The organism is Burkholderia sp. WP42 (assembly GCF_000745665.1).
Taxonomy (GTDB): Bacteria; Pseudomonadota; Gammaproteobacteria; order Burkholderiales; family Burkholderiaceae; genus Burkholderia; species Burkholderia vietnamiensis.
In genome coordinates, this window is the sequence record NZ_JQJT01000025.1 from 62,563 (window position 1) to 88,270 (window position 25,708).

Here is a 25,708-nt window from a genome sequence, read left to right on the forward strand (position 1 = left end):
CCGCCCGCTCGGCGGATCGCGCCGTGCTTCACGACGATCCGGTTTCTGTCTGCCGTCTCACCGGCGTGCCGTCGTTACGGATCGATGACAAGCGCGAGCAACGCGCGCTGGCCGCGCGGCGATGCGGTAGGAATCCGACGGGAAGGTGTTCGCGTGCGCCAGCACGGCACACGTTGCGATCGACGCGCGCGGTTCGCGGTCCGCGGCTGCGGCGCGGCTGCGCACGCCGGCGCGGCGAGCGGCCGCCCGAACGGGCGGCCGGCAAGGTCAGCGATACGCGTTGATCGCGTCGCGCGTCTTCTGCGCGGCGAGCGCGGCGGCCTCGGCGAAATCCTCGTCACGGCTCGCGTACAGGATCGCGCGCGACGAGTTGATCATCATCCCGGTGCCGTCGGCGGTGCGGCCCGCGGTGACGGTCGCCTGCACGTCGCCGCCCTGCGCGCCGATGCCCGGAATCAGCAGCGGCATGTCGCCGACGATCCCGCGCACGACCTCGATCTCGTTCGGGAACGTCGCGCCGACCACGAGGCCGAGCTGGCCGTTCTTCGCGTTCCACTTGTTCGCGGCCAGATCGGCGACCACCTGGTACAGCGGCCGGCCGTTGGTGTCGAGGAACTGCAGGTCGGAGCCGCCCGGGTTCGACGTGCGGCACAGCACGATCACGCCCTTGCCTTCGTGCTCGAAGTACGGCTCGACCGAGTCGTAGCCCATGTACGGATTGACCGTGACCGCGTCCGCACGATAGCGCTCGAACGCTTCGCGCGCGTACTGCTCGGCCGTGCTGCCGATGTCGCCGCGCTTCGCGTCGAGGATCACGGGCAGGCCCGGATGCTGCAGATGGATATGGGCGATCAGCCGCTCGAGCTGGTCTTCCGCGCGATGCGCGGCGAAGTACGCGATCTGCGGCTTGAACGCGCTCGCATACGGCGCGGTGGCGTCGACGATCTGCCGGCAGAATTCGAAGATCGCATCGGGCTGGCCGTCGAACTGCACGGGAAAGCGCGACGGCTCGGGATCGAGGCCGACGCACAGCAGCGAATTCGTGCGCTGCCACGCGGCGCGCAGCGATTCGATGAAAGTAAGCGGGGAAGACATGGCGGATACTCGCGGCAAACCGTTGGTAGACCGCGTATTTTACCCGCGTCGCCAGCGCGCTTCGCGCGCGGCCGCGTCGACCCGCGCATCGGTGCGCGCGACGGTGAACGAAAAGCGCCGCGTGAGCCGTTCGCCGGGCGCGAGCAGCGTCATCCCGTGCGCGGCCGCGCCGCCCGGCAGGTTCACCGCATTGATCGGATGATCGACCGGCTCGAAGCAGAAGAAATCCTCGCCGGGCGGCGTGTACAGCACATACGCGTCGACGTCGGCGGCGATCGTCAGCGACAGCGCGCGGCGCGGCCAGCTGATCGTCGCGTGGCCGCCCCAGCCGGTGAACGCGTGATTGACGAGCGTGGGCGGCAGCGGATACGCGACGCCGAACTGCCATGCGGGCGGCACGCTCACGTGCCGCACCGGCAGGAAATCGGCGCCCGACAGCCACAGTCCGCCGGCGGCGGCGGCCAGCTCGGTCGTGTCGTCGCGCACCACGAACGGATGCAGGCCGAGCCCGAACGGCAGCCGCGCGCGCCCGGCGTTCTCGATCGACAGCACGATCGACAGCGTCGCGTCGTCGAGCTCGAACGACTGGATCGCCCGGAACGCATACGGCGCGCCGCTCGCGCGGTCGAGCGACAGCTGCAGCGACGTGGCGGTCGCGTCGTCGACCTGCCACCGCGCGAGCCAGCCGTCGCCGTGAATCGGCAGCGGCTCGTCACGCCGGTTGCGCGGCACCGCGACGTTGCGCCCGTCGCATTCGAAGCGGCCGTTGCCGATCCGGTTCGAGTAAGGCAGCAGCGGATAGCACGCGAGCGCGTTCGGATCGGTCGCGCTATCCGGCTGCTCGCAGCGGCGGAACACCGGCACCGCCACGCCGTGATCGCCGCGCCAGTCGAAGCGCGCGATGCCGCCGCCGAGATGCGGCAGCACGTCGAGCCGCAGCAACGCGTTCGACAGCGTGACGGCCGCCGCGTGCGCGGCGCCGACGCCCTGCGCGAACGCGGCGGTCTGCGGGCCGGCGCTGACCGGCTGCGCGGCGGCAGCCAGGCGCGCGCGGCGCGTCTGGCTCGTGGACGACGATGCGCGCGAGGGCGTGGCAGTCATGTCGAACTCCTTTCCTTCGTCGATGAAACGATACGGCGCGCTCGCGCGGCGCCGTGCGAACGCGACATCGCAATCAGGCCCAGCCGCCGTCGACCACCACGTCCTGCGCGGTGATCATCCGGCTGTCGTCGGCCGCGAGAAACAGCGCCATGCGCGCGAGATCGTCCGGCAGCAATTCGGCGTCGATGCACTGACCGGCCTTGATCGCCGCGCGGCCCGCGTCGTCCAGCCACAGCCTGCGCTGCTTGTCGGTCATCACCCAGCCGGGCACCAGCGAATTCACGCGGATCCCGAACGGCCCGAGATCGCGTGCGAGCCCGCGCGTGAGCCCCTGCACGGCCGCCTTCGCCATCACGTAGACGGGGTAGCCGCCGTTCTTGAGCATCCAGCTGATCGAGCCGAGATTGATGATCGCGCCGCCGCCCTGACGCTTCATGTCGTCGATCACGGCTTGCGCGGCGAAGAACTGGTGACGCAGGTTCACCGCGATGCCGGCGTCGAACGACGCGGGCGTCACGTCGGCGATCGCGTGGCGCGCATCGTTCGCCGCGTTGTTCACGAGCACGTCGATCGCGCCGAGCCGCGCGCGGATCGCGTCGATCGTGCCGCGCAGCGCGTCGATGTCGGTCAGGTCGCACGCGACGAACAGCGGCGCGTGGCGTACCTCGGGCTCGCCGGCGAGGCGTTCGGCCAGCGCCGCGCCGGCCGGCGCGTCGAGGTCGACGAACGCGACGCGCGCGCCCTGGCGCGCGAAGTGCTCGACGAACGACGCGCCGATGCCGGTCGCGCCGCCCGTGATCAGCACCGCGCGATCGGCGAGGCTCGGGTAGCGCGCATAGCGCGCGTGCTGCGCGGAAGTGTCGAGAGTCATGCGGATCGTCTCCGTGGAATCGGTCAGTCGCGTACGCCGCGGTTCTTCAGCTGGTCGAGCAGCACGGCCGCGAGCAGGATCGCGCCGCGCACCAGGTACTGATAGAACGCGTCGATGTTCAGCAGGTTCATCACGTTCTCGACCGTGCCCATGATCAGCACGCCGATCACGACGCCCGAGATCGTCGCGCGGCCGCCCATCAGCGACACGCCGCCGAGCACGCACGCGGAGATCACGTTCAGCTCGAAGCCCTGCGCGGCGTTCGGCTGGCCCGACGTGATGCGCGACGCGAGGATCACGCCCGCGAGCGCGGTCACCGCGCCCTGGATCAGGAAGATGTAGACGCGTGTGCGCTCGACGTTGATCCCGGCGAGGCGCGACGCCTCCGGGTTGCCGCCGATGGCGAGCGTGTTGCGGCCGTACACGGTCTGGTTCAGCAGCACGCCGAACACGATGAAGCACAGCAGCGTGACCCAGATCGGCAGCGACACGCCGAACAGCGACAGCCCGCCCAGCGCGATGAAGGTATCCGACGACACGCCGACCGCCTGCCCCTTCGACACGATGAAGCCGAGCCCGCGCACGATCTCCATCGTCGCGAGCGTCGTGATCAGCGCGTTGATGCGCAGATACGCGATCACCGCGCCGTTCACGAAGCCGATCGCCGCGCCGGCCGCGACCGCCGCGACGATCGCGACCAGCGTGTTGTCGGTCGCGTTCAGCACCATCGCGCACAGCACGCCGGAGAACGCGACGGTCGAGCCGATCGACAGGTCGAAGTCGCGCGACGCGAGACAGAACATCATCGTGCACGCGACCATCCCGATCTGCGAGATCGACAGCGCGAGGCCGAGCATGTTGTCGATCGAGAAGAAGTGATCGACCGTCAGCGACATCGTGATGAACATCACCGCGAAGATCGCGATCAGGCTGTATTCGGTGAGGTGCTGCCACCACTTCTGGCGATCGCTCTGCTGCGGCACCAGCGCGTCGGCCGACGGCTTCACGGCTGCGCTCGCGAGGTTTTCCCTGACTTGCATGGTTGTGTCTCCTGCTCCTGCTTCGCGCGGCCCGTGCCGCGCGTGATCGATTCGAATGTCCCGGCCGCGTGCGGCCGCCTCAGGCCGCCTGCGCGGCGCTCGTCTGCGGCAGCGCGAGGCTCAGCACCGCATGCTCGTTCGCGCGCTCGCGCGGCAGCTCGCCCGCGATGCGCCCTTCGCGCATCACGACGATGCGATCGGACACGCCCAGCACTTCGGGCAGCTCCGACGACACCATCACGATCGCGCAGCCGCGCTCCGCGAGCCGGTAGATCACGTCGTAGATCTCGTGCTTCGCGCCCACGTCGATGCCGCGCGTCGGCTCGTCGAGGATCACGACCTTCAGGTCGGGCTCCGCGAGCCAGCGCGACAGGATCGCCTTCTGCTGATTGCCGCCCGACAGGAAGCGGATCTTCTGCCGGCGGTTCGGCGTCTTGATCTTCAGCCGCTGGATGAAGCGGTCGGCCGTTTCGATTTCGGTCTTGCGGTCGATGAACAGCCCCGCGCGCAGCGAATGGCGGCGGCAGCTGATGTTGATGTTCTCCGCGACCGACGCCATCGCGATGATCCCTTCCTCCTTGCGGTCCTCCGGACACAGCACGATGCCGTGACGGATCGCGTCGCCGGTGCGCTTCACGTCGATGCGCCGGCCGTCGAGCGTCAGCACGCCCGCGCGCCGGCGGTCCGCGCCGTACACGAGCCGCATCAGCTCGCTGCGTCCCGCGCCCACCAGCCCGAAGAAGCCGACGATCTCGCCCGCGCGCACCGAGAAGCTCGCCGGCTCACGCAGCGCCGGGCCATCGACGCCTTCGGCCGAAAACCGCACGTCGCCGAGCGCGCGCGGCGCGTAGTGGTAGATGTCCGCGATCTCGCGCCCGACCATCTCGGCGACCAGCCGCTCGCGCGGCACGTCGGCAAGCGCTTGGTGCGACGCGATCTTGCGGCCGTCGCGGAAGATCGTGCATGCGTCGCACAGCCGGTAGATCTCGTCCATCCGGTGCGAGATGTAGATCAGCGCGCGGCCCTGCGCGCGCAGATCGTCGACGAGCTTGAACAGCACTTCCGTCTCGCGATGCGACAGCGAGCTGGTCGGTTCGTCGAGCGCGATCACGCGCGCGTTGCGCATCAGCGCCTTGCAGATCTCGACCATCTGGCGCTGCGCGATCGACAGCCGCCCGAGCTTCGCGTCGGGATCGAGATCGACGCCCATCGCGGCGAGCCGCTCGCGCACGTGGCGCTTCGCCTCGCCCTTCTTCACCCAGCCGAGCGCGTTCGGCAGCCGGCCGAGCAGCAGGTTCTCCGCGACCGTCAGGTCGGGCACGTACTGCAGTTCCTGGTGAATCACCGCGATGCCGGCCGCGATCGACGCGGCCGCACTAGAAAAATGCACCGGCTGGCCGTCCACCAGCACGCTGCCCGCATCGGGCTGGTATTCGCCGCCGAGAATCTTCAGCAGCGTCGACTTGCCCGCGCCGTTCTCGCCCATCAGGCCATGCACCTCGCCCGCATGCACGTCGAACGAGATGCCGTCGAGTGCGCGCACGCCGGGAAATACCTTGCCGATATTGTCAAAACGCAGTGCCGCTGACACGTCGTCTCCCCACTTCCAGATCGATCGATCGCCGGCCGCCGCATCGCCGCGGCGGCCGGCATCCCGCTTGCTCGCTTACTTCGACGCGAGTCCCATCTCCTCGCGCACCTTCGCCACGTTCTCGCGCGTCGCGAGCATGCCCGTCGTCAGCGTGAGCGGCGGCGGCGCCTTGCCCTGCGTGATCCACGCGTACATCAGCTCCGAGGTTTCCTCGCCGTGGCGCTTCGGGCTGATGATCACGGTGCCGTAGAAGCCGGTCGGCTGCGGCTTCTTGAACTCGTTCAGCGCCGACTCCGAGCCGCCGATGCCGATCCCGATCATGTTGTCGGCCTTGAAGCCGCGCCCTTCGGCCGCGCGCACCGCGCCGAGCACGGCCTCGTCGTTCAGGCCGTAGGCGACCCAGTGCTTGAACTGCGGGTTCTTGGTGAGCGCGATGTTCGCCGCGTTGAACGCGTTCTCGGTGTCGGTCTTCGCCTGCGGCGCGGCGATCACGTTGGCCTTCGGGAAGCCGGCGGCGACCAGCGCGTCGGTCGCGCCGCTCGTGCGGTCGTGCGCAGTCGGCAGCTGCTCGTAGGTGATGTCGATCGCGCCGACTTCCTTCATGTTCCAGCCGCGCTTCTTGATCTCCGCCGCGATGCCGTCGCCGACCTGCTTGCCGATGTTGTACGCGGAGATGCCCATGTGCGGCACCGATTCGATCGGCTTGCCCGCGCCGTCGACGAGGCGGTCGTCGACCGTCATCATCTTCAGGTTGTGCGACTTCGCCTTGGCGACGATGCCCGGCCCGAGCTTCACGTCGGGCGTGCAGATGATGAAGCCCTGCGCCTTCTGCGCGGACAGGTTGTCGATCGCGCTCATCACCTTCTCGCCCGACGGCGCGCCGATCTTCACGAGCGTGAAGCCGCGGTCCTTGGCGGCGATCTCGGCGAACTTCCATTCGTCCTGGAACCACGGCTCTTCCGGCTGCTTCACGAGGAAACCGATCTTGACCGGATCGGCCGCCTGCGCGAGCGGGCTGCCGATCACCACCGCGGCCGCCGCGGCCAGCGTTACGAAGGTTCTGCGTTTCATGTCCAGTGTCTCCTTGTCTTCATCGAACGGGATGCAGCCGCTTGTTGGTTTCGACGCAGCGTGCGCGCGGCCGTCGCACGTGCGGTCTTTCGAATCGTTACGTCAGGCGCCTCAGTCGTGGTACAGCGCCGCGCGCCCGCCGTCGACGGTGATGCACGTGGCATTGATGAACGGCGCCTCGTCGGACGCGAGGAACACGGCCGTCATCGCGACTTCATCCGGCTGGCCGATGCGCTTCATCGGCTGCAGCGCGAGCGTCTGCGCGCGCGCCGCCGCCGGGTCGTCCTGCGCATCCCACCAGTCGCGGGTGAGCTGCGTGTCGATGTAGCCGGGCGCGATCGCGTTCACCCGCACGTTGTGCGCCGCGTATTCGATGCCGAGCGCACGCGTGAGCCCGAGCACGCCGTGTTTCGCGACCGGGTACGGAAAGCAGCCCGGAATGATGCTGAACGCATGCGTCGACGCGATGTTCACGATGCAGCCGCGGCCGCGTTCGACCATGCCCGGCAGCGCCGCGCGGCAGCCGTGCCACACGCCGTCGAGATCGACCGCGAAGCAGCGGCGCCAGTCGTCGTCGCTCATCGTCAGCGGATCGGCGAACACGTTGATGCCCGCGTTGTTCACCAGCACGTCGAGCGGGCCGAATTCGGCTTCGGTCCGCGCCAGCGCAGCGCGCACCGAGTCCTGGCGCGTGACGTCCGCATGCAGTGCGAGCACGCGCGCGCCGTCGACCTCGGCGGCGATCGCGGCGGCGGTGCGCTGCGCGTGCTCGACGTCGACGTCGAGCAGCGCGACGCACGCGCCCTCGCGCGCGAACGCATGCGCGATCGCCGCGCCGATGCCGCGTGCCGCGCCCGTCACCGCGGCGACCTTGCCGGCCAGCCGCGCCATCACGTGGCTCCGCCGCGCGCCGCGCGCAGGCCGGCCTGGAACGCGCGCGCGTTCGCGGCCGTCGCGTCCGCCGTCTGGCCCGGCCGATACAGCGCCGAGCCGAGCCCGAAGCCGTTCGCGCCGGCCGCCAGGAACGGCTGCATGTTGTCCGGCGTGACGCCGCCGACCGGAATCAGCGGCACCGCGCGGTCGATCACCGCGCGCCACGCCTTCACGACCGGCACGCCGAGTTGCTCGGCCGGGAACATCTTCAATACGTCGGCGCCGTTGGCGAGCGCGGCGAACGCCTCGGTCGGCGTCGCGACGCCCGGCGCGCTGGCGAGGTCCAGCTCGCGCGCGCGGCGGATCACGGCGGCGTCCGAGTGCGGCATCACGATCAGCGCGCCGCCCGCGTCGCGCACGCGCTCGACGAATTCGGCGCGCAGCACGGTGCCTGCGCCGACGATCATGTCGTCGGGCAACGCGCGGCGCAGCGCGGCGATGCTGGCGAACGGTTCGGGTGAATTGAGCGGCACCTCGACGATCCGGAAGCCGGCTTCATGCAGCGCGAGCCCGTGATCGACGGCTTCCGCGGGCGTGATGCCGCGCATGATGGCGATCAGCGGACACGCGTCGAACGCACGCATCAAGGCGGGGTGCGGCGTGTACGGTGCGGGCAGCGTGAGGTCGGACGGCATGGACGGTTCCTCTTCAATCGGTTCGTTGGTCGGCGCCCGCGTGCTCGCCGTCGGCGCGCACCAGCCCGGTGCGCGCGGCGATCCACCACAGGCCGCGTTCGGTCGCCTGCGCGACGACGCGCGCATGGGTGCAGCCGAACCCGCGCAGCGCATCGACGTAGCGGGCGCACAAGCCGTCGTCGCCGATCAGCAGCAGCGGCTGGTTCGCGAGCGCGACGCCGCGCTCCGCGAGCATCGCGTCGAGCGCATTCAGTTCATGGCCGATCAACAGGCCGGACAGGTAATCGCCCTGCGCATCGGGCGCAAGCCGCCCGGTCAGGCCGAGCGTGCGCGTGCTGAAGACGGTCGCGAGCAGCCCCGTGTGCGCCGCGCCGCGCGCGACCGCGACGCCGCGCTCGAACGCCGCGCGGTCGGGCGACGCGCTCGCGCGCATGGTGCGGCCGAGGATCGTGTGATCGCGCAGCGCCGCGTACAGCTCGCCGGTCATGAAGGTCTGGAAGCGCTCGATCAGCCCGTCCTTCACCCACGCCCACTTCGCATGCGTGCCCGGCAGCCCGATCAGTACGCCTGAACGATCGGCATCAAGCAATGGATCGTTCGCGAGTGCGCCGAAGATCTGGGTTTCCTCGCCGCGCATCACGTCCGGCAGTTCGCCCGTCGCGATCACGCCCGGCACGATCGCCACCGTCGTGCCGCGCGCGGTGCTCACCGTGACGAGGCCGGCGACGAGCGCATCGGCGCCGGCCGGCACCGCGACGTACGGCGCCTCGCGCCAGCCCTGCGCGCTGCCGACCATCCCGGCGGCCAGCACCGGCACGCCGGGCGCGCGGTCGAGCCAGTCACCGCACGCCTCTTCGAACACGTCGTCGAACGCGCGCGCGCCGTCGGCGGGCACGTGCATCACGCCTGCCGCGCGGCTGCGCGTGTCGATGAGCGCGCCGTGCGCGTCGAACAGATAGGCGCGCAGCGACGTCGTGCCCCAGTCGAGCCCGATCAGCGACGGTGCGGAGTCCGGAGCGGTCCCGGTCGAATTGGTCATCGTTTGATCCTGCGGGTACCCTGCGGCGGGCTCCAGCCCAGCTCCGCGGAAATGGCTCGCGCTTCGCGCTGCACGAGCGGAATCAGTTCGTCCATCCGGTCGTGCGGCATGTACGGAATCGTGCTGGCAACCGACACGGCGGCGACGATCGCGCCCGATGCATCGCGGATCGGCGCGGCCACGCAGCGGATCGACGCCTCGTTTTCCTCGAGGTCGAACGTGTAGCCGCCGGCCGCGTAGTGCGCCATGCGCTGCAGGAACGCGCTCGTCTCCGGCCGGTTGTCCGGCTTGAAATTCACGCCGGCCAGCGCGCGCCGCGCGGCTTCGAACAGCGAGCGCCACAGGTCCGGGTCGAGGTCGAGCATCATCGCCTTGCCGATGCCGGTCGACGCGAGCGGCATCCGGTGGCCGACGCGCGAACGCATTTCCAGCCCGCGCGTGCCGGGGATCTTGTCGATGTACAGCACGTCGTCGCCGTCGCGCACGCCGAGATGGATCGTGTCGAGCGTCGCTTCGGCGAGCGCTTCGAGATGCGGGCGCGCGACCGCCGTCAGCGGCATCTGCTCGAGGGCGATCGTGCCGAGCTCGATCAGCTTCGGCCCGAGCAGATAGCCGCCCTGCACCTGACGCAGGTAGCGCGCCTGCACGAGGCTGCTGACGAGACGGTGAGTCGTGCTGCGCGTCGTGCCGAGCGCGGCGCCGATCGAACGCATGTCGCGCGCGCCGTTCGCGATCGCTTCGAGGATCGCGAGGCCGCGCAGCAGCGTCTGCGTGCCGGCCTGCTGCGCGGCGAGGTCGAGCGGCGTGCTGGTCGCGCCGATGCTGTCGGTCAGCGGCGCATCGTCCGGCGTCGCGCGCCGGGCGTCGAGAGCAAGGGTGTCGGGCATGTTGGTCATGGAACGGGCTTCGTCAACGGAATCGGTGAAGCCGCCGTCGCGACGCGCAAGCGAGCGCGGGCGTCGCGGCGACGCGGCGGTCGATGCACCGAGGAAAGCGCCCGGCGAAGGTCATGGAAGGTGTCTCCGTATGCGTCGGGCGCCGCGCGGTGCGTGGGTCCGAAGCTGTCGATGTGCTTCGGATTGTAGGAGCGCACGCACTCGTCTCCAATATTTGAATGCGTTGTCCAGATAATGAGAAGTACGCGCCGCCGTGCTGCCGGCGGCGCGATGCGCACGGGGGCGGAGCCCGCGCACCGCAGGCTCCGCCCCCGTTGTTCGCCTGCGCCGCGCTTACTGCTGGCTCGTGCTGCGCGCCTGCATGTAGCGCTGCACGTCGGCGAACGACACGCGGCCGCTGCCGCTCGCATCGATCTGCCGGAAGTGGTTCGCGACGTAGCCGAGGCCGGCCGCGCGCGCCTGCGCTTCGGTGATCGAACCGTTGTTCTGCGTGTCGGCCGCGCCGAACTGCCGCGCGAGCTTGCGCACGACCTGCGCGTGCAGCGCGGCGCCGGTGGTCTGCGTGCCGGCGGTCGGCTTGCGCGCGGCCGGCGGCACGTACGGATCGCCGAGCTGCGCCTGGCGGGCCCGCGCGGGCGCGGCGGCGTCGCCGGCCTGCGCGAATGCGGCAGCGGTTGCTGACGCCGCCGCGCATGCGAGCGCGACGGCCACCACGAGGAAACGTTTGTTCATGTCAGGCTCCAGTCTGGAATGAGGTCGTCGACGGCCGGCGCCGTGCGCCGGCCCGCACATCGCATCAGTGCGCGGCCGCGCCGTAGAAAGTCACGAGGTCGGCTTTCTCCTGCGGACGCGACGTGTCGTCGAGATAGACCATGTGCCCGCCCTGATAGTCCTTGATCGTCAGGTTCGGTTGCGTGCCGAGCCGCGCGAGGTCGAGCTCGGTCTGATAGAACGGCGTCGCGATGTCGTGATAGCCGTTCAGCGACAGCACCTTCAGCGACGGATTCAGCGTCAGCGCAGTCGCGAGATCGGGAATCGTGTCGGGCATCGCGAGGCCGTCGTGGGTCCAGTCCCACGTCTGGATCGCGTCGCTGCTCACCGAATACGCGGACTGCGCGCTGTACTTCAGCACGTTCGGCAGGTAGCTGCCGATCGTGTCGGTGAACGGCTTCGTGATGAAGGTGCTCGACGGATCGCCGTCCGCCGCGAGCGGACTCGACGACGGCACGTTCACGCGCGCGTCGTAGCGGCCGATCAGCGTGCCCGGGATCAGCGACACCTGGAAGCTGTTGTCGAAGAAGGTCGGCACCACGTTGAAGTCCGCGTTCCACAGCGCCTGCTTGACGCCGGTAGCATTGACCATCGTCGTGACGAGCGACGACGGCGGCGGCGTATGGCTCGCGAGATACGCGTTCACCGCGGGCGCGTAGCTGCCGGCGGTGAGCAGGCGCATCTGGTCCGCGTACTGCGGCAGGTTCGACGGGTTCGGATTGTCGAGCTGGTAGTACGCGCCGACGGTGCCGTAGGACGGCACGAAGCCCGCGCAGCTCACCGGGCTCGCGCCGTTGTTCGAGTTGCCGACATAGTCGCTCGCCATGTCGCAGTTGGTGTTGTAGTTCAGGATCGACGACTGCAGCACGATGCCGTCGAGCTTCACGCCGGCCGTCTCGAGCAGGTTCGCGAGCACGTCGGTGCGCGGCGTGCCGTACGACTCGCCGAACAGGTATTTCGGCGAAGCGTTGCGCTGGTTCACCGTGAGGTAGCGCGTGACGAAGTCGCGGAATGCGCCGGCGTCCTGATCGACGCCCCAGAACGTCTGGTTCGTGTTCGGCGCGATCGCCTCCGAGAAGCCGGTGCCGATCGCGTCGACGAACACGAGGTCGGTGGTGTCGAGCAGGCTCTCGGCGTTGTCGACGAACGGAAAGCTCGACGTGTTCGCGTTCGGATCGCCGGTCTGGATCCGCTTCGGGCCGAACGAGCCGAGATGCAGCCACACCGATGCGGAGCCGGGGCCGCCGTTGTACAGGAACGTGACCGGACGCTTCGCGGCGGGCTGGTTGTCGGCGGTGTAGGCGACGTAGAAGAACGACGCTTCGGGCGCGCCCGTCTGCGGATTGCGGGCGACGAGGTGACCGGCGCTGGCCGTGTAGCGGATGGTCTGGCCGTTCAGCGTGATCTGGTGATGGGTGACGGCGGCCTTTTCGACCGCGGCGGATGCGTCGAGCGACGCGCTCGCGCTGGACGAATAGCTGTTCGGATCGTTGTACGGCTGGTCCGTCTGGGCGGCGGGATCGGCCGAACTGGCGGCGCCTGCTGCGGCCGACGAAGTCACGTCGTCGTTGCAGGCCGTCAGAATCAGCGAAGAGAACACGACCCCCAACAACAGCTTCGCTTTGCTCGCTGGCATCGTTGCTTTCCTTCTCTCGAATGTTTTTTGTGTCGAGCAGCCCGGTAAGCCGCCCCCCGCCTCGCTTGCGGCCGATGAGCCGAGGCGCTGGCCAATATACGCGAGCGTTCCGGCTTTGAAAAATTTGGAAATATTCGACCGAAGTTCGGTGCAGCGCACACCTTTCATCAACGCTTCGATTACCGAACTATCCGGTTTCGCACAGCTTTCAACGGCGTTCGCGCTGCGGACAAACTAGGAGAGGCGCACGGATTGCGTGCGACGCCCGCAACGAACGTCGCGGTGCGGAGGAGATTGCTCGGAAAGGCGAAATAGACGGATTCGTCTAACGGATTGCGCCCGGCCTACCGGCGGCCTGCTTGCGCTGCGCCGCAGCATCGGCGCCTGAGCGGCATGAGCGGCGCTGCGGCAGCGCGAGCGCGCCGCTTACTGCGATTGCGGCAGCTCGGCCGCGCCCATGCGGCGCGCGATGACGGCCGCGCGCTGCGCCTGATAGGCCGAGCCGCGATGCGCGTCGAACCAGCGCGGCTTCGGCAGCATCACCGCGAGGCGCGCCGACTGCCACGCGCCGAGCCGGCTCGCGGGAATCCGGTAGTAGTAACGGGCGGCGGCCTCGGCGCCGTAGACGCCGCGACCCCATTCGACCGAATTCAGATAGATCTCGAAGATGCGCTCCTTGTCGAGCACCGTTTCGAGCATCCACGTGATGATCAGCTCCTGCCCCTTGCGGATGTAGCTCTTCTCGCGCGACAGGAACAGATTGCGCGCGAGCTGCTGCGTGATCGTCGAGCCGCCGGCGACGATGTGGCCGCGCGCCTTGTTCTTCTCCCACGCCTGCAGGATCGCGTCGACGTCGTAACCGTTGTTGGTCGCAAAGGTCGCGTCCTCCGATGCGATCAGCGCGCGCTTCAGGTTGCGCGAGATCTGGTCGTACGGCACCCATTGATGCTGGATCTGCGCAGGCGGCTTGTCGTGCGACAGCCACCATGCGTCGGTGCGCATGAACGCGGTCGAACCGGGGTTGATGAACGACCACAGCGCGATCTGCACCAGATAGAACAGCTGCGTCGCGAGCCACGCGCCGGCGAATACCGAGCCCGCATAGACGATCCAGCGGGCCAGGCCCACCGTGCGCGTGCGCTGCGTACCGCTTGCCGCCACCATCTGCCGCGCCCCGTTCAGCCCGCCGCGAGCGCCTGGCGCAGCGCGGCCAGCACCGGCGCGCCGTCCGGCCGCACGCCGCGCCAGATGTAGAACGATTCGGCGGCCTGCTCGACCAGCATCCCGAGCCCGTCGGCCGTGCGCGCGCCGAGCGACGCCGCGTGCTGCATGAACACCGTCGGCTGCGCGCCGTACATCATGTCGTACGCGAGCGTGTGCGGCCCGAACGCGGCCGGGTCGCACGCCGGCAGCGCCGCGTCGAGGCTGCCGGCCGTCGCGTTGACGATCACGTCGTACGGTTCGGCGCGCACGACGTCCGGGCCGCCGCCCGACAGCACGCAGCCCGCGTCGTGCGCGGCCTGCGCGAACTGCCCGACCAGCGCCTCGGCCTTGCTCGCGGTGCGATTGACGATCGTGATCGACAGCGGCGCGCGCTCGAGCAGCGGCAGCACGACGCCGCGCGCGGCGCCGCCGGCGCCCAGCAGCAGGATGCGCGCGCCGGCGAGCGACACGCCAAGATTCGACTCGATGTCGCGCACGAGGCCGACGCCGTCGGTGTTGTCGCCGAAAATCCGGCCGTCGGCATCGATGCGCAGCGTGTTCACGGCGCCCGCGGCTGCCGCGCGCGGCGACAGCGTGTCGGCGAGCGCATGCGCGTCGAGCTTGAACGGCACCGTCACGTTCGCGCCGCGGCCGCCTTCGGCGACGAAGGCGCGCACCGCCGCCTCGAAGCCGTCGACCGGCGCGAGCCGGTGTTCGTAGACGAGCGCCTGGCCCGTCTGCGCGGCGAACTGCGCGTGGATGAACGGCGACTTGCTGTGCGCCACCGGGTTGCCGAACACCACGTAGCGGTCTGCCCCGCTCGTCGACGCCGTCGCGCTCATGATGCGCGTCCCGGGGCGCTTTCCGGCTCGCTTTCGTGCTCGCCGCCGGTTGCGGCGTCGCCGCCTTCGGCCACGGCGCCGTCCGATTCGGCCAGCGCCTCGGCTTCCGATTCCGCCGACGCATCCTGCGCGTCGACCAGCGTGTCGTCGCCGCCTTCGCCTTCGGCGTCGTCTTCTTCGTCGGCCCCATCGCCGCTCGTCACGGTCGGCGCGTCGAGCACGCTCAGCGGCCGCACCGACGCCTCGATCGTCAGCTCGTCGAGCGACATCACCTCGAGCAGCACGCGCGTGCCGCGCGCATGCACGCCCAGCCCCGGCACGTGCAGCAGCAGCGGAATTTCCTCGAGGCGCACGAGATCGCCCTTCACGACGCTCGCGACTACCTGCTTCTTCTGCTCCTGCGCGAGCCAGCGCAGGCACCAGAAGTATTCCATCCGGCGCTGGTAGTCGGCGTAGGCGCTATAGGTGTCGTCGAAGCCCTGCACGACCGCGTACAGGTCGGCGTCCTTCGGCTTGAACGGCGCGGCGAGCTTCGCGGTGACGCCGTGCTGCACGCAGGCGAGCAGCTGCCACTGGTTCACGAGGTCGACGTAGCGGCGCAGCGGCGACGTGCTCCACGCATACTGCGCGACGCCGAGCCCTTCGTGCGGCGCGGCCGTCGTCTGCATCCGCGTGCGCTTCGGGCCCGGCGCGCCGAAGCCGCGCTGCGAGCGGTAGATGCCCGGCACCGTGTGATCGTGCAGGAACGCGCCCCAGGTCGAGTTCGCGAGGATCGCCAGCTCCGACACGATCAGGTCGAGCGGCGAGCCGCGGCGGCGCGGCGTGATCGTCACGTGCTCGCCTTCGACGTAGAAGTTGTAGTCGGTATTGCGCTGCACCTCGCGCTTCAGGCCGTAGCCCGCGCGCGCGACCTGGCGCTTCTCGAACAGCGCCTGCGCGAGCGGCCACAGCACCGCGATGTCGTCCTTGTGCGGGTAATCGCCGGTGCCGGCCGCGAGCGTTTCTTCGTTGACCAGCTCGTCGAGCGTGTTGTGGCGCAGGTTGTTCTTCACGTACACGAGCTCGGCGCGCGTCTCGTTCGCGACGATCTCCTGCGTGTCGCGATCGACGATGATGTACAACGACAGCGCCGGGCGGTAGTCGCCCTCCTTCAGCGTGAAGACGTCGACCACGTCGTCCGGCAGCATCGTGATCTTGTCGCCCGGCATGTAGACCGTCGACAGACGCGCGCGCGCGATCGCGTCGACCGCGTCGCCGCGCACGATGCCCAGCGCCGGCGCCGCGATGTGCACGCCGATCCGCACGCGACCGTCGGCCAGATGCTCGACCGAGAACGCGTCGTCGATTTCGGTCGTCGTGATGTCGTCGATCGAGAACGCGTTGACGTCCGCGCGCGGCAGGTCGTCCGGCAGCGGGCCGACCGCGACGGGCGGAAAGCCCGTGCCGTGCGGGAAGAACTCGGCGAGAAAGCGCGCCTCGTGCAGCGCGCGGGCGGACTCGATGCCGCCGCAGTCGAGCATCAGCCGCGCGGGCGACACGCCGCGCGCCCCGGCCGCCGCCTCGAGCGCCTTGTATTCGATCGAATTCTTGTCCGGTCGCGTCAGCAGCGCGAGCACCTTGCCGGCGAACGCTTGCGGCAGCTTGCCTTCCTTCAGCTCCTCTTCGTACTGCGCCTGCACCAGCGCCTGCTGGCGCTTGCGCTCGAGCGACGCGAGCGCCATCTTCAGCTGCTCTTCCGGCGCGCGCTGATATTGGCCGCGGCCCTTGCGGCGGAAGTACACGGGCGAGCCGTGCAGCCGCAGCACCAGCGCCGCGCGCTCGACCGGGCCGTAGCCCGCGCCGAAGTATTCGGCGGCCAGCGTCGTATAGGCGAATTCCTCCGCCGGCGCGCATTCCCACAGGAAGTCGAGGTCGATCTGCTGCGCAGCCGTGTCGGCTTCCTGCATCAGCTCGCTCGCGGCCGGCTTCTCGAACTCGATCAGCACGTCCTTTGCGCGCACCTTCGCGCGCCGCCCGCCGGGCAACTCGACCTGAAACGCGTCGCCCTGGCGCGACAGCACGTTGCCCGCCTTGAAACTGCCCGATTCCTCGAAGAAAACGTTCACTCAGTACTCTCGTTCAGACTGCCGGGCGCCGCATCGGCGGCGCCGGATGATGATGGAAATTCGATCGGCATGACGCCGGATTCAAGACGTTTTTTGATCGCAAAAGGCGAGAACGTCGTCGACGTAGTCGGCAAATTCGCTGATCCCGTGATCGCTGCCTTCGATCACGCGGGTTTTCGCGCCCGGGTAATGGGCGAGCATCTCGCGGTAGTCGAGCACTTCGTCGCCGGTCGCCGCGAACAGATAGTAGCGTTCGGGCCGCGAAATCGCCGGCACGCGCAGCGCGTCGAGCTCCTGCAGATGGCGGCGCTCGACGACGATCGACCCGCCGCCGTGCCACAACGGCTGCTCGCCGAGATACTGTTCGAGATCGCGTTGCGGGACGATCGCCGGGTTCAGCAGCACCGCCTTCCAGCCGTGGCATTCGGCGAGCCAGGTCGCGTAGTAGCCGCCGAGCGAGCTGCCGATCACCGTCACGTCCTGCGCGCCGGCCACCGCGGCCTCGGCGACAGCGATCGCCTCGAGCGGCGACACCGCCAGCGACGGACAGCGCCACTCCGCCGTGCGGCCCAGCGCCGCCATGCGCGCGGCCAGCAGCCGCGACTTCTGCGACTCCGGCGACGAGCGGAAGCCGTGCAGGTACAGGATCACGCGCGGCTCCCGAGCGCGTCGAGCAGCTGCTGGTGCACGCCGCCGAAGCCGCCGTTGCTCATCACCAGCACGTGGTCGCCCGGGCGGGCGGCGACGACGACGGCCTTCACCAACAGATGCAGGTCGTCGAACGCGTGCGCCTTCGCACCGAGCGGCGCCAGTGCGTCGCCGAGGTTCCAGCCGAGCGCGTCGCGCCCGCTCGGCGCGCCGTAGCCGAACACGAGGTCGGCATCGGCGAGGCTGGCCGGCAGCTGCGCCTTCATCACGCCGAGCTTCATCGTGTTCGAACGCGGCTCCAGCACCGCGAGGATGCGGGAATGTTCGCGGCCGATGCGCGCACGAAGGCCGGCGATCGTGGTTTCGATCGCGGTCGGATGGTGCGCAAAGTCGTCGTAGACGGTCACGCCGTCGACGCTGCCGCGCACTTCCATGCGCCGCTTCACGTTACGGAACGATGCGAGCGAGGCGGCCGCCTGCGCGGGCGGCACGCCGACATGGCGCGCGGCCGCGATCGCGGCCAGCGCGTTCATCCGGTTGTGATCGCCCTGCACCTGCCACGCGACTTCGCCGACGCGCTGGGCCTGCGAATACACCGCGAAGCGCTCGTCCACCGGCACGCCGTCCTCGGCCGGCAGCGCCTGCCAGCCGCCGTCGACGCCGAAACGCTCGACTTCGCTCCAGCAGCCGCGCGCCAGCACGCGCTCCAGCGCGTCGGAACGGCCGTTCGTGACGATCCGGCCGACCCGCGGCACCGTGCGCACTAGGTGGTGGAATTGCGTTTCGATCGCGGCGAGATCCGGGAAGATGTCGGCGTGATCGTATTCGAGATTGTTCAGCACGGCCGTGCGCGGCCGGTAGTGGACGAACTTCGAGCGCTTGTCGAAGAACGCCGTATCGTATTCGTCGGCTTCGATCACGAAGAAGCTCGAATCGGTCAGCCGCGCCGATACGCCGAAGTTCAGCGGCACGCCGCCGATCAGGAAGCCCGGATTCAGGCCGGCGTCTTCCAGCAGCCACGCGAGCATCGACGAGGTGGTCGTCTTGCCGTGCGTGCCCGCGACCGCGAGCACCCATTTGCCGGCCAGCACGTGTTCGCCGAGCCATTGCGGGCCGGACACGTAAGGCAGGCCGCGATCGAGGATCGCCTCCATCAGCGGGTTGCCGCGCGTGACGACGTTGCCGATCACGAACAGGTCGGGTTTCAGGTCGATCTGCTCGGCGCCGTAGCCTTCGATCAGCGTGATGCCCTGCGCCTCGAGCTGCGTGCTCATCGGCGGATAGACGCCCGCGTCGCAACCCGTCACCGTGTGGCCCGCCTCGCGCGCGAGCACGGCGAGACCGCCCATGAAGGTGCCGCAGATGCCAAGAATGTGGATGTGCATAGATGAATGCTTTCGCGCCGCCGGGCGCCGTCGATTCGGAAAGGGACGTGTGCGGCATGCCGAACGCGCCGTCCGGGCCAGCGCTTTCGCCGCGCCACAAAGATCGTCATTGTAACTGACGGCCCGGGCCGAACGACGGCGCGCGAGGCCGTCCGGCGCGGCGGGCGGCACGCAGCCGCACCGCGGTCTGCCGCGGCGGCGATCGAGTATGATTGCCGGATCATGTCTCGCAAACCTCTTGTCGATCCGCGGCGTGCCCGCGAGGAAATCGCCCAGTCCGCCGCCCGCCTGATCGCGGAGGACGGCCTCGATTACGCCAGCGCGAAGCGCAAGGCCGCCCGCCAGCTGTTCGGCGATACGCGCGTTGCGGGCGAATGGCTGCCCGATAACGACCTGATCGAAGAAGAACTGCGCGAATACATCGCGTTGTTCCAGAGCGATACGCAGCCCGACGAGCTCCGCCGGCTGCGCGAAGCGGCGCTCGACTGGATGCGCCGGCTCGCCGAATTCAATCCGTACGTGACGGGCGCGGTGCTGAACGGCACCGCGAACGCGCATTCGGACATCCATTTGCAGATATTCACCGACAACCCGAAGGACGTCGCCATCTACCTGCTGAACCAGAACGTTCAGTACGACGTGTCCGAGACCCGGCATTTCGCCGGTCGCGCCGACGTCGAGACGCTCAGCTTCCTGTGGCGCCCGCGGCGCGACATGGACGCCATCGGCGTGCACGTCGCGCTCTATGCGAGCGACGATCTGCGCGGCGCGGTCAAGGCCGACGCGCGCGGGCGCGTCGCGCGGGCCGACGCCGCCGCGTTGCGCGCGCTGCTCGAAGCCGGCGACGCGCCTTCCGAACCGGAATGATTCCACGATGATGATGAAACGCATGTTGGCGGTGGCGCTCGTCGCGGCCGCGGCGATCGGCGGCGGGCTCGCCGCCGGCCATTGGTTCCGCGGCGGCAGCGCCGACGACGGTGTGGCGGCCGCCACATCGGGCTCATCGGCCGCGCCGGCTCCGTCCGGCAGCCCGGTCGAGCAGCTGTGGGCCGCGGCGCTCACCGATGTGGACGGCAAGCCGGCGACGCTCGCGTCGTTCAAGGGCCAGAAGGTCGTGGTGAATTTCTGGGCATCGTGGTGCGGCCCGTGCGTCCAGGAGATGCCGGAACTCGTCGCGCTGTCGCATCAATATAAGGAGAAGGGCATCCGCTTCATCGGAATCGGCGTCGACTCCGACCAGAACGTGAAGAACTTCCTGCAGAAGGTGAAGGTCGACTATCCGGTATTCGTCAGCGGATATGCGGGTGCCGATCTGGCGCGTAATTTCGGCAATACGGCCGGTGCGCTGCCGTTCACGGTGGTCATCGACCAAACGGGCAAGATCCGCGAAACAAAATTGGGGCAAATCCAGCCCGCCGAGCTCAAAAAGACCCTCGACGCGTTGTGACATGCGCGAATGGGCGCCCGCACGTTCGCGGTGTTTTGCAGGTCGATCGCCGCAGTTTCACCGGAATTCGCGAATACTTCGCTTAGCTCCCGGTAATTCTTGCAGGCCCGGCGCCGTTGGCCGTTCGGCAAAACTAGACAAATTTCTCTAAATAGCGCTAAAGTTCGCGCAATTCCGCAGAAATAGAAGCGACCATGACACGATTGCTGGTGCTGCACGGCCCCAACCTGAACCTTCTCGGCACCCGGGAACCGGAGGTGTACGGCCGCGTCACGCTCGCGCAGATCGATCAGGCGCTTGCCGCGCGGGCGCAGGCTGCCGGCGCCGAACTGTCGTCGTTCCAGAGCAACCACGAAGGCGCGCTCGTCGACCGCATCCAGGCCGCGCGGGAGGAACAGACCGATTTCATCCTGATCAATCCGGCCGCGTACACGCATACGAGCGTCGCGATCCGGGACGCGATCGCCGGCGTTGGCATCCCGTTCGTCGAAATTCATTTGTCGAACGTGCACCGCCGCGAAGCGTTCAGGCACCACTCCTACTTTTCCGACCAGGCCGAAGGCGTGATCTGCGGGCTCGGCTGGAAAGGTTATCTGTACGCGCTCGAATACGCGCTCGACAAGCTGCAAGGCGCGTCGCGCGGCTGATTTCGCGATCTAGATTCAGCGCCGGTCTGACCGGCGCTTTCACGTATTGAAAGGGGAACTCCCGATGGATCTTCGTAAGCTGAAAACTCTGATCGACCTCGTCTCCGAATCCGGCATCTCCGAGCTGGAAGTGACGGAAGGCGAAGGCAAGGTGCGTATCGTCAAGAACGCGCCGCCGGTCTATGTCCAGCCGACGGGCGGATTTGCCCCGCAGGTCAGCGCCCCGGCCCCGTCGGTCGCGCTGCCGGCCGAAGGTGCGGCAGCCGCACCGGCCGCAGGCGCCGCGGCGCCCGCCGTGCCGCAAGGCCACGTCGTGACGTCGCCGATGGTCGGTACGTTCTATCGCGCGCCGTCGCCGGGCGCGGATCCGTTCGCGCAGGTCGGCGACACGGTCAAGGAAGGCCAGACGCTGTGCATCATCGAAGCGATGAAGCTGCTGAACGAGATCGAGTCGGACAAGGCCGGCGTGATCAAGGAAATCCTCGTCGAGAACGGCCAGGCCGTCGAATACGGCCAGCCGCTTTTCGTGATCGGCTAAGCCCGCCGCGCGGCCGTCCGGCCGCGCGCCGCCGATGCTCTCCAGGCGCCGTTCGCGCGCCCCTCGAAGAGACGAATACTCGCTATGTTTGAAAAAATCCTCATTGCCAACCGCGGTGAAATCGCGCTGCGCATTCAGCGCGCGTGCCGCGAACTCGGCGTCAAGACGGTGGTCGTTTACTCGGAAGCCGACAAGGAAGCCAAGTACGTGCGCCTCGCGGACGAAGCCGTCTGTATCGGCCCGGCCCCGTCGAACCTCAGCTACCTGAACATGCCGGCGCTGATCAGCGCCGCGGAAGTCACCGACGCCGAAGCGATCCACCCCGGCTACGGCTTCCTGTCGGAAAACGCCGATTTCGCCGAACGCGTCGAGCAGTCGGGCTTCACGTTCATCGGCCCGCGCCCGGACACGATCCGCCTGATGGGCGACAAGGTCACCGCGAAGCAGACGATGATCAAGACCGGCGTGCCGTGCGTGCCGGGCTCGGAAGGCGCGTTGCCGGACGATCCGAAGGAGATCGTGAAGATTGCGCGCGCAATCGGCTATCCGGTCATCATCAAGGCGGCCGGCGGCGGCGGCGGACGCGGCATGCGCGTCGTGCACACCGAGGCCGCGCTCGTGAACGCGGTCAACATGACCCGCGAGGAGGCCGGCCGTGCGTTCGGCAACCCGCAGGTGTACATGGAGAAGTTCCTCGAGAACCCGCGCCACATCGAGATCCAGGTGCTGTCGGATGCGCACAAGAACGCGATTTGGCTCGGCGAGCGCGATTGCTCGATGCAGCGCCGTCACCAGAAGGTGATCGAGGAAGCGCCGGCGCCGGGCATTCCGCGCCGCCTGATCGACCGCATCGGCGACCGCTGCGCGGACGCTTGCAAGAAGATGGGCTATCTCGGCGCCGGCACGTTCGAATTCCTGTACGAAAACAACGAGTTCTACTTCATCGAGATGAACACGCGCGTGCAGGTCGAGCATCCGGTATCGGAGCTGATCACCGGCGTCGACATCGTGCAGGAACAGATCCGCATCGCGGCCGGCGAGAAGATGGCGCTGCGCCAGCGCGACGTGCAGTTCCGCGGACATGCGATCGAATGCCGGATCAACGCTGAAGATCCGTTCAAGTTCACGCCGTCGCCGGGCCGCATCACGTCGTGGCATACGCCGGGCGGGCCGGGCGTGCGCGTCGACTCGCATGCGTACAACGGCTATTTCGTGCCGCCGAACTACGACTCGATGATCGGCAAGCTAATCACCTACGGCGCGACGCGCGACCAGGCGATCCGCCGGATGCGGATCGCGCTGTCGGAAATGGTCGTCGAAGGCATCCAGACCAACATCCCGCTGCACCGCGAGTTGATGATCGATTCGAAGTTCGTCGAAGGCGGCACCAGCATCCACTACCTCGAACACCGGCTCGCGCAGAAGCAGCAGGTCGCACCGGAAGAAGCGTAAGCATGAGCTATCGCGAACTCGTCGTCGAACTGGCCCGCGAGCATGCGGAGGCGTTGTCCGACGCACTGCTCGACCTCGGCGCGCTGTCGGTGTCCGTCGAGGACGCCGACGCCGACACGCCCGACGAGCAGCCGCTCTTCGGCGAGCCCGGCCTGGTTCCGGAGCGCACCGCGTGGCAGCACTCGCGCGTGGTCGCGCTGCTGTCGCCCGATCTCGAACCGGCCGTGCTGCTCGCGGCGGCCGCGAACGAGATCGGCATTGCCGATACGCCGAAGTTCGACGTGCGTGAAGTCGAGGAGCAGGACTGGGTGCGGCTCACGCAGTCGCAGTTCGAGCCGATCCCGATCGGCGAACGGATCTGGGTCGTGCCGTCGTGGCACGATGCGCCCGATCCCGATGCGCTGATCCTCGAGCTCGATCCGGGCCTCGCGTTCGGCACCGGCAGCCACCCGACTACGCGCCTGTGCATGGAATGGCTCGAGCAGACGGTGAAGCCCGGCCAGTCGGTGCTCGACTACGGTTGCGGCTCGGGCATCCTCGCGATCCTCGCGCGCAAGTGCGGCGCGGACCCGGTGATCGGCATCGACATCGATCCGCAGGCGGTCGAATCGGCGCGGCAGAACAGCGAACGCAACCATGCGGACGTCACGTACGGGCTGCCCGACGCGTGCCCGGACGGCGAGTTCGACATCGTCGTCGCGAACATTCTGTCGAACCCGTTGAAGCTGATGGCGTCGATGCTGGCGTCGAAGGTGAAGCCGGGCGGCCGCATCGCGCTGTCGGGCGTGCTCGCGCGCCAGGCGGACGAAGTCGCGGCGGTGTACGCGCGCTACGTCGACATCTCGGTATGGCGCGAGCACGAAGGTTGGGTTTGCCTCGCCGGAACGCGGCGGGAAAGCCATTAGAATAGCGCTGTCCTTCACTCTGGCCAGCAGGCCGCCCGGCTCGACATGCTTCTTGCGACGCGCTGCCCTCATTGCGAAACCGTCTTCCGGCTGCAGCAGGAGCAACTGACGCTGCATGACGGGCTGGTGCGCTGCGGACACTGCCGGCAGGTGTTCGACGCGACGCGCTCGCTCGTTCCCGAGCCGACGGTGAGGGAAGCGGCGGGTGGAACGGCTTCGGTTGGAACGAGTCCGGTTGAAGCGGCTCCGGGTGAAGCAACACCGATCGAAGCAACGCCGGTTGAGGCAGCGCCGGCCGAATCAGCGCAGGTTGAAGCAACACCGGTCGAATCAGCTCCGATTGAAGCAGCGCCGGCCGAAGCAGCACCGGTCGAAGCGGCGCCGATTGAAGCAGCGCCAGTCGAATCAGCGCAGGTTGAAGCGGCACCGATTGAAGCGGTGCCCGTCGAATCAGCTCCGGTTGGAGCAACGCCGGTCGATACGGCCCCGCTCGAAGCACCGCAGTCCGCATCAACGCCAGCCGCGTCGGCACCGGTCGACTCGGCTCCGCCCGAACCAACGCCCACCGCACCAGCGCTGGACGAAGCAACACCGGCCGACGCCGTCAGCGACACGCCCTCCCCGACCTCACCGGCGCGGCTCTTCACCGCCGACCTGCCGGCGCACGCGGCGACGGATGGCAACTTCAGGCCTGCGGGCTGGGACATGTGGGCGCCGTGGCTCGACGCCGGCGTCGATCCGTCGCTGCTGCACAACGCGCACACCATTCGCGCCGAACCGCTCGTGCCGGTGACGCGGCAAGAAACCACGGACGCCGGCACCGTTCGCCAGACCGGCACGCCCGCGCCGATTTCGACGGATGCTGCCGAACGCCGCGTCGTCGAAGCGGCCGCATGGCCGGCCGAACCGGCTGCGGCACCGCACGACACCGACGCGTCTACCCTGCCAGCCGCAGAAACCGACCCACGCGAACCGCGCTTCATCGCACCTGCGCAATCGATCGAGCAAGCGGGCGCCGATCCCGTCGACCCGACCGCGCCCGCAAACGCAAACGCGGACGCGCACACGCACACGCACTTTCCGGAACCCGACGACGTTCCCCGCGAACCGCGGTTCGCCTTTACGCCGGCGCCGTCCGACGCAGCGCCCGACGCCAGCCACGCTGCCGAGCGTGGCGTCGCGGCCGCGGGCGAACCTGCAAACGCGCCCGACGACGCCCAATCGGCGGCAAAGCCACCCGCCCAACCGGCCGTCCCGTTCCCCGCCGCACTCACCGAAGACGACCGCCCCCACTTCGAGGTGACGCGCGAGACCCGCGCGCCGCAACGACGCGGCATGCTCGCCGGTTTTTTCGGCGGCGTCGTCGCGGCCACGCTCGGCGTGCTGCTGTTCGCGCAGCTGGCGTGGTGGCAGCGCGAATCCGTGATGATCTACTGGCCGGTCACGCAGAGCTGGTACCGTCAGGCGTGCGCGCCGCTCGGCTGCAAGGTCACGCCGCCGCGCGCGATCGACGGGCTGCGGCTCAACGCGACCGACCTGCGCCAGCTCGACGGGCCGCGCGTGCTCGAGCTGAAGGCGCCGCTGACGAACCGCTATCGCGTCGCGCTCGCGTACCCGTCGCTCGAGCTGACGCTGCTCGACGACACCAATCACGTCACCGTGCGCCGCGTGCTCGCGCCGCGCGACTACGTCCGCCCGGGCACGCCGATCGACGCAGGGCTACCGCCCGGCACGACGCAGACGATGGTCGTGCGGCTCGACACGAACGGCGCGAGCGCATCGAATTTCCGCGTCCAGATCTTCTATCCGTGACGCATCGCGCGCGCGCATGCGCGCCGTCTCAACCCGCGCGCCGCA

General features: G+C 68.8%; 24 protein-coding genes. 7 read left to right on the forward strand and 17 right to left on the reverse strand.

Annotation, left to right across the window (positions count from 1 at the left end):
• Nucleotides 1–267 precede the first annotated feature (267 nt).
• From pyrF to mpl, 17 genes are all read right to left on the reverse strand, one after another.
• Nucleotides 268–1,095: an orotidine-5'-phosphate decarboxylase gene (gene pyrF, locus EX20_RS16970; protein WP_011883240.1), complete on the reverse strand. Its 828-nt coding sequence runs from the start codon at nucleotides 1,093–1,095 to the stop codon at nucleotides 268–270.
• A 39-nt stretch (nucleotides 1,096–1,134) separates the two neighbouring features.
• Nucleotides 1,135–2,196 carry an aldose 1-epimerase gene (locus tag EX20_RS16975; RefSeq protein WP_034194168.1) on the reverse strand — a complete coding sequence of 354 codons (1,062 nt, stop codon included), beginning with the start codon at nucleotides 2,194–2,196 and terminating at the stop codon, nucleotides 1,135–1,137.
• A 73-nt stretch (nucleotides 2,197–2,269) separates the two neighbouring features.
• A complete protein-coding gene (locus tag EX20_RS16980) occupies nucleotides 2,270–3,067 on the reverse strand; it encodes an SDR family NAD(P)-dependent oxidoreductase (protein WP_034194169.1) in 798 nt (265 codons plus the stop codon).
• Between the two features lie 23 nt (nucleotides 3,068–3,090).
• Nucleotides 3,091–4,107 (reverse strand): L-arabinose ABC transporter permease AraH, encoded by a 1,017-nt coding sequence (gene araH / locus EX20_RS16985; protein WP_011883237.1) that lies wholly within the window; start codon nucleotides 4,105–4,107, stop codon nucleotides 3,091–3,093.
• Nucleotides 4,108–4,186: 79 nt separating this feature from the next.
• Complete coding sequence (gene araG, locus EX20_RS16990) at nucleotides 4,187–5,698, reverse strand: L-arabinose ABC transporter ATP-binding protein AraG (protein WP_014722425.1); 1,512 nt, start codon at nucleotides 5,696–5,698, stop codon at nucleotides 4,187–4,189.
• 75 nt (nucleotides 5,699–5,773) lie between these two features.
• Complete coding sequence (locus tag EX20_RS16995; RefSeq protein WP_011883235.1) at nucleotides 5,774–6,769, reverse strand: arabinose ABC transporter substrate-binding protein; 996 nt, start codon at nucleotides 6,767–6,769, stop codon at nucleotides 5,774–5,776.
• Nucleotides 6,770–6,880: 111 nt separating this feature from the next.
• Entirely contained in the window at nucleotides 6,881–7,660 is a 780-nt protein-coding gene (locus EX20_RS17000; protein WP_034194170.1) for an SDR family oxidoreductase, read from the reverse strand.
• Nucleotides 7,660–8,337, reverse strand: a complete 678-nt coding sequence (locus tag EX20_RS17005; protein ID WP_034194171.1) for a 2-dehydro-3-deoxy-6-phosphogalactonate aldolase — start codon at nucleotides 8,335–8,337, stop codon at nucleotides 7,660–7,662. Before EX20_RS17005 ends, EX20_RS17000 begins: the two co-directional genes overlap by 1 nt.
• A 13-nt stretch (nucleotides 8,338–8,350) precedes the next feature.
• Nucleotides 8,351–9,376 (reverse strand): 2-dehydro-3-deoxygalactonokinase, encoded by a 1,026-nt coding sequence (locus EX20_RS17010; protein WP_034194172.1) that lies wholly within the window; start codon nucleotides 9,374–9,376, stop codon nucleotides 8,351–8,353.
• Nucleotides 9,373–10,272 (reverse strand): IclR family transcriptional regulator, encoded by a 900-nt coding sequence (locus EX20_RS17015; RefSeq protein WP_011883231.1) that lies wholly within the window; start codon nucleotides 10,270–10,272, stop codon nucleotides 9,373–9,375. Before EX20_RS17015 ends, EX20_RS17010 begins: the two co-directional genes overlap by 4 nt.
• Before the next feature lie 333 nt (nucleotides 10,273–10,605).
• The gene (locus EX20_RS17020; protein WP_014722420.1) at nucleotides 10,606–11,004 is read right to left on the reverse strand and encodes an EF-hand domain-containing protein; all 399 of its coding nucleotides are present in this window, start codon (nucleotides 11,002–11,004) and stop codon (nucleotides 10,606–10,608) included.
• Nucleotides 11,005–11,068: 64 nt separating this feature from the next.
• The gene (locus EX20_RS17025; protein WP_034194173.1) at nucleotides 11,069–12,679 is read right to left on the reverse strand and encodes a S10 family peptidase; all 1,611 of its coding nucleotides are present in this window, start codon (nucleotides 12,677–12,679) and stop codon (nucleotides 11,069–11,071) included.
• A gap of 426 nt (nucleotides 12,680–13,105) precedes the next feature.
• Nucleotides 13,106–13,843, reverse strand: a complete 738-nt coding sequence (gene mtgA / locus EX20_RS17030; protein ID WP_011883227.1) for a monofunctional biosynthetic peptidoglycan transglycosylase — start codon at nucleotides 13,841–13,843, stop codon at nucleotides 13,106–13,108.
• 14 nt (nucleotides 13,844–13,857) lie between these two features.
• Nucleotides 13,858–14,724, reverse strand: a complete 867-nt coding sequence (aroE, locus tag EX20_RS17035) for a shikimate dehydrogenase (protein ID WP_034194174.1) — start codon at nucleotides 14,722–14,724, stop codon at nucleotides 13,858–13,860.
• Entirely contained in the window at nucleotides 14,721–16,829 is a 2,109-nt protein-coding gene (locus EX20_RS17040; RefSeq protein WP_034194175.1) for an RNB domain-containing ribonuclease, read from the reverse strand. Before EX20_RS17040 ends, aroE begins: the two co-directional genes overlap by 4 nt.
• A gap of 81 nt (nucleotides 16,830–16,910) precedes the next feature.
• Nucleotides 16,911–17,480 carry a YqiA/YcfP family alpha/beta fold hydrolase gene (locus EX20_RS17045; protein ID WP_011883224.1) on the reverse strand — a complete coding sequence of 190 codons (570 nt, stop codon included), beginning with the start codon at nucleotides 17,478–17,480 and terminating at the stop codon, nucleotides 16,911–16,913.
• Nucleotides 17,477–18,862, reverse strand: a complete 1,386-nt coding sequence (gene mpl / locus EX20_RS17050) for a UDP-N-acetylmuramate:L-alanyl-gamma-D-glutamyl-meso-diaminopimelate ligase (RefSeq protein ID WP_034194176.1) — start codon at nucleotides 18,860–18,862, stop codon at nucleotides 17,477–17,479. Before mpl ends, EX20_RS17045 begins: the two co-directional genes overlap by 4 nt.
• A gap of 222 nt (nucleotides 18,863–19,084) precedes the next feature.
• Between mpl and EX20_RS17055 the strand changes: the two genes are divergently transcribed.
• From EX20_RS17055 to EX20_RS17085, 7 genes are all read left to right on the forward strand, one after another.
• Nucleotides 19,085–19,729 carry a UDP-N-acetylmuramate--alanine ligase gene (locus EX20_RS17055; RefSeq protein ID WP_014722418.1) on the forward strand — a complete coding sequence of 215 codons (645 nt, stop codon included), beginning with the start codon at nucleotides 19,085–19,087 and terminating at the stop codon, nucleotides 19,727–19,729.
• 7 nt (nucleotides 19,730–19,736) lie between these two features.
• The gene (locus tag EX20_RS17060) at nucleotides 19,737–20,309 is read left to right on the forward strand and encodes a TlpA family protein disulfide reductase (protein ID WP_034194177.1); all 573 of its coding nucleotides are present in this window, start codon (nucleotides 19,737–19,739) and stop codon (nucleotides 20,307–20,309) included.
• Between the two features lie 194 nt (nucleotides 20,310–20,503).
• Nucleotides 20,504–20,956, forward strand: a complete 453-nt coding sequence (aroQ, locus tag EX20_RS17065; protein WP_034194178.1) for a type II 3-dehydroquinate dehydratase — start codon at nucleotides 20,504–20,506, stop codon at nucleotides 20,954–20,956.
• 64 nt (nucleotides 20,957–21,020) lie between these two features.
• The gene (gene accB / locus EX20_RS17070; RefSeq protein WP_011883219.1) at nucleotides 21,021–21,494 is read left to right on the forward strand and encodes an acetyl-CoA carboxylase biotin carboxyl carrier protein; all 474 of its coding nucleotides are present in this window, start codon (nucleotides 21,021–21,023) and stop codon (nucleotides 21,492–21,494) included.
• A gap of 84 nt (nucleotides 21,495–21,578) precedes the next feature.
• Nucleotides 21,579–22,946, forward strand: coding sequence for an acetyl-CoA carboxylase biotin carboxylase subunit (gene accC / locus EX20_RS17075; protein WP_011883218.1), 1,368 nt, complete (start codon nucleotides 21,579–21,581; stop codon nucleotides 22,944–22,946).
• A gap of 2 nt (nucleotides 22,947–22,948) precedes the next feature.
• Nucleotides 22,949–23,851 (forward strand): 50S ribosomal protein L11 methyltransferase, encoded by a 903-nt coding sequence (gene prmA / locus EX20_RS17080; protein WP_011883217.1) that lies wholly within the window; start codon nucleotides 22,949–22,951, stop codon nucleotides 23,849–23,851.
• A 45-nt stretch (nucleotides 23,852–23,896) separates the two neighbouring features.
• Entirely contained in the window at nucleotides 23,897–25,663 is a 1,767-nt protein-coding gene (locus tag EX20_RS17085) for a DUF3426 domain-containing protein (protein WP_034194179.1), read from the forward strand.
• Nucleotides 25,664–25,708: the final 45 nt, after the last annotated feature.

Bases quoted from the DNA above. Each gene is read 5' to 3' on its own strand.
- accB (WP_011883219.1), top strand. From the start codon at position 21,021: ATGGATCTTCGTAAGCTGAAAACTCTGATCGACCTCGTCTCCGAATCC.
- EX20_RS17020 (WP_014722420.1), bottom strand. From the start codon at position 11,004: ATGAACAAACGTTTCCTCGTGGTGGCCGTCGCGCTCGCATGCGCGGCG.
- prmA (WP_011883217.1), top strand. From the start codon at position 22,949: ATGAGCTATCGCGAACTCGTCGTCGAACTGGCCCGCGAGCATGCGGAG.
- mpl (WP_034194176.1), bottom strand. From the start codon at position 18,862: ATGCACATCCACATTCTTGGCATCTGCGGCACCTTCATGGGCGGTCTC.
- EX20_RS17025 (WP_034194173.1), bottom strand. From the start codon at position 12,679: ATGCCAGCGAGCAAAGCGAAGCTGTTGTTGGGGGTCGTGTTCTCTTCG.
- EX20_RS17005 (WP_034194171.1), bottom strand. From the start codon at position 8,337: ATGCCGTCCGACCTCACGCTGCCCGCACCGTACACGCCGCACCCCGCC.
- EX20_RS16995 (WP_011883235.1), bottom strand. From the start codon at position 6,769: ATGAAACGCAGAACCTTCGTAACGCTGGCCGCGGCGGCCGCGGTGGTG.
- EX20_RS17055 (WP_014722418.1), top strand. From the start codon at position 19,085: ATGTCTCGCAAACCTCTTGTCGATCCGCGGCGTGCCCGCGAGGAAATC.
- EX20_RS16975 (WP_034194168.1), bottom strand. From the start codon at position 2,196: ATGACTGCCACGCCCTCGCGCGCATCGTCGTCCACGAGCCAGACGCGC.
- aroE (WP_034194174.1), bottom strand. From the start codon at position 14,724: ATGAGCGCGACGGCGTCGACGAGCGGGGCAGACCGCTACGTGGTGTTC.
- accC (WP_011883218.1), top strand. From the start codon at position 21,579: ATGTTTGAAAAAATCCTCATTGCCAACCGCGGTGAAATCGCGCTGCGC.
- mtgA (WP_011883227.1), bottom strand. From the start codon at position 13,843: ATGGTGGCGGCAAGCGGTACGCAGCGCACGCGCACGGTGGGCCTGGCC.
- EX20_RS17015 (WP_011883231.1), bottom strand. From the start codon at position 10,272: ATGACCAACATGCCCGACACCCTTGCTCTCGACGCCCGGCGCGCGACG.
- EX20_RS17010 (WP_034194172.1), bottom strand. From the start codon at position 9,376: ATGACCAATTCGACCGGGACCGCTCCGGACTCCGCACCGTCGCTGATC.
- pyrF (WP_011883240.1), bottom strand. From the start codon at position 1,095: ATGTCTTCCCCGCTTACTTTCATCGAATCGCTGCGCGCCGCGTGGCAG.
- araH (WP_011883237.1), bottom strand. From the start codon at position 4,107: ATGCAAGTCAGGGAAAACCTCGCGAGCGCAGCCGTGAAGCCGTCGGCC.
- EX20_RS17000 (WP_034194170.1), bottom strand. From the start codon at position 7,660: ATGGCGCGGCTGGCCGGCAAGGTCGCCGCGGTGACGGGCGCGGCACGC.
- EX20_RS17085 (WP_034194179.1), top strand. From the start codon at position 23,897: ATGCTTCTTGCGACGCGCTGCCCTCATTGCGAAACCGTCTTCCGGCTG.
- EX20_RS17060 (WP_034194177.1), top strand. From the start codon at position 19,737: ATGATGATGAAACGCATGTTGGCGGTGGCGCTCGTCGCGGCCGCGGCG.
- EX20_RS16980 (WP_034194169.1), bottom strand. From the start codon at position 3,067: ATGACTCTCGACACTTCCGCGCAGCACGCGCGCTATGCGCGCTACCCG.
- aroQ (WP_034194178.1), top strand. From the start codon at position 20,504: ATGACACGATTGCTGGTGCTGCACGGCCCCAACCTGAACCTTCTCGGC.